The sequence below is a fragment of the Mesorhizobium sp. M7A.F.Ca.CA.002.05.1.1 genome (genome assembly GCF_003998335.1).
Taxonomy (GTDB): Bacteria; Pseudomonadota; Alphaproteobacteria; order Rhizobiales; family Rhizobiaceae; genus Mesorhizobium.
This window is the reverse complement of sequence record NZ_RZQI01001111.1, coordinates 1-1,691: the sequence shown is the minus strand read 5'-3', so window position 1 is coordinate 1,691 and position 1,691 is coordinate 1. Positions and strand designations below refer to the sequence as shown.

Genomic DNA, 1,691 nt, shown 5'->3' with positions numbered 1-1,691 from the left:
CCCGCCGGTGCAGGCCGCCGATCCGGGGCCCGGGCCGCCGCCGGCACCACCGCCGGCACCAGTTGCGGATCCGCCCCCGCCGCCACCGGTGGTGCCAACGGATGTGCCTGACCTGCCGACACCGGCGGCGGGCGAGGAGATCCTGCTCTATCGCATCGAGGTTCCGGTCTATTCCGCCTTGCCCCCGGTCGCCGAACATCTGGCGATGACGACGCTCGGCACCTTCCACGAACGGCGCGGCGAGCAGAGCCTGTTGTCGAACACCGAGCTGTCGCCGGTCTGGGGCCGCATCTTCGGTCAGGACAGCAAGATGGCGTATTCAGGAACGGTATCGCCGTCCTTCGACGGCACCCTGTTCGGCCTCCAGGCGGGCTTCGATCTGTTCGGCCGCGAAACCGCGTCGGGCCAGACCGATCGCGCCGGCCTGTTCGTCGCCTATGCCAGCATGAATGGCGACGTGCGCGGCCAGGCGCTGGGCTGGGACAATCTGTCCGTCGGCAGCATGGATATCAACGGCACCAGCGTCGGCGGCTACTGGACCCGGATCGGTCAGGGTGGCTGGTACCTGGACGGCGTCCTCATGGCCACCTTCTTCGGCGGAGACGCAACATCGTCGCGCGGCATCGGCATCGACGTCGGCGGGACCGGTGTCACCGCTTCGCTGGAAGGCGGCTATCCCATCGCGCTGGGGCAAGGCTGGACGCTTGAACCGCAGGCGCAACTGGTCTGGCAGCAACTGTCGCTCGACGATGCATCGGACCGCTTTGCTTCGGTTTCCTTTGATACCGACGGCAACGTGACCGGCCGGCTCGGCGCACGGCTGCAAGGCGAAACAACGATCAATGGCATGGCGCTGCAGCCGTACCTCAAGGCCAACATCTGGCACGATTTCGGCGGCACGAGCCATGTCAATTTCGACACCACCGATATCTCCACCGAGGGCAGATCGACCTCGTTCGAGTTCGGCGGCGGTGTGATCGCCAAGGTGACGGACAAGGTCAGCATCTTCGCCACCGGCGACTACACCACCAATCTCGGCGGCGACGAGCGTCGGATCCTCGAAGGCAATCTGGGGTTCAGCGTCAAATGGTAAGGCTGGCCATGATCCCGAAAAACAGTTTCGGGGTCATGGTCAGACAGAGAGCCTAATTGCTGGAGCGCATCGCCACCGTGGCGATGCCGGCGCCGACCAGCAGCGTGCCGCCGGTGCGGTTGAAGATGCGGATCGCCTTGGGATTGCGCACCACGTTGCGTGCGCGTGAGGCGATCAGCGCATAGCCAAAGGCATTGGCGAAGGCGAGCGCCAGGAAGGTCGTCTCGAAGATCAGCATCTGCGTCCAGAAATCGGCGTGCCGGTCGAGGAACTGCGGCAGAAAGGCGACGAAGAAGGTGATGCTTTTCGGGTTGAGCGCGGTGACCAGCCAGGCGTGCGCCATCATCTTGGCCGAGGAGACCGCGTCGGTGCGCGGTTCGGCTTTCAGCGCGCCGCCGGCGCGAAACAGTTTCACGCCGAGATAGATCAGATAGCCGGCGCCGATCAGCTTCAGGATGGTGAAGACACCAGCCGAAGCTGCCAGCAGCGCGCCGATACCCAGCATCGACAAGGTCATCGCGGTGAAGTCGCCCAGCGCCACGCCGATTGCCATCGGCAGAGCGGTACGCCAGCCCTGGCCCAGCGCGTAGGACACGAC

At 65.3% G+C, this 1,691-nt stretch carries 2 protein-coding genes; one reads left to right on the top strand and one right to left on the bottom strand.

Annotated features, from left to right (window positions below):
* Positions 1-1,093 (top strand): autotransporter family protein (locus EN939_RS33055; protein ID WP_127271690.1); only part of this gene is annotated, 1,093 nt, incomplete at its 5' end.
* A gap of 52 nt (positions 1,094-1,145) precedes the next feature.
* Here EN939_RS33055 and EN939_RS33050 read toward each other — a convergent pair.
* Positions 1,146-1,691: LysE family translocator (locus EN939_RS33050; protein WP_245473260.1), on the bottom strand; the 546-nt coding region annotated here is incomplete at its 5' end.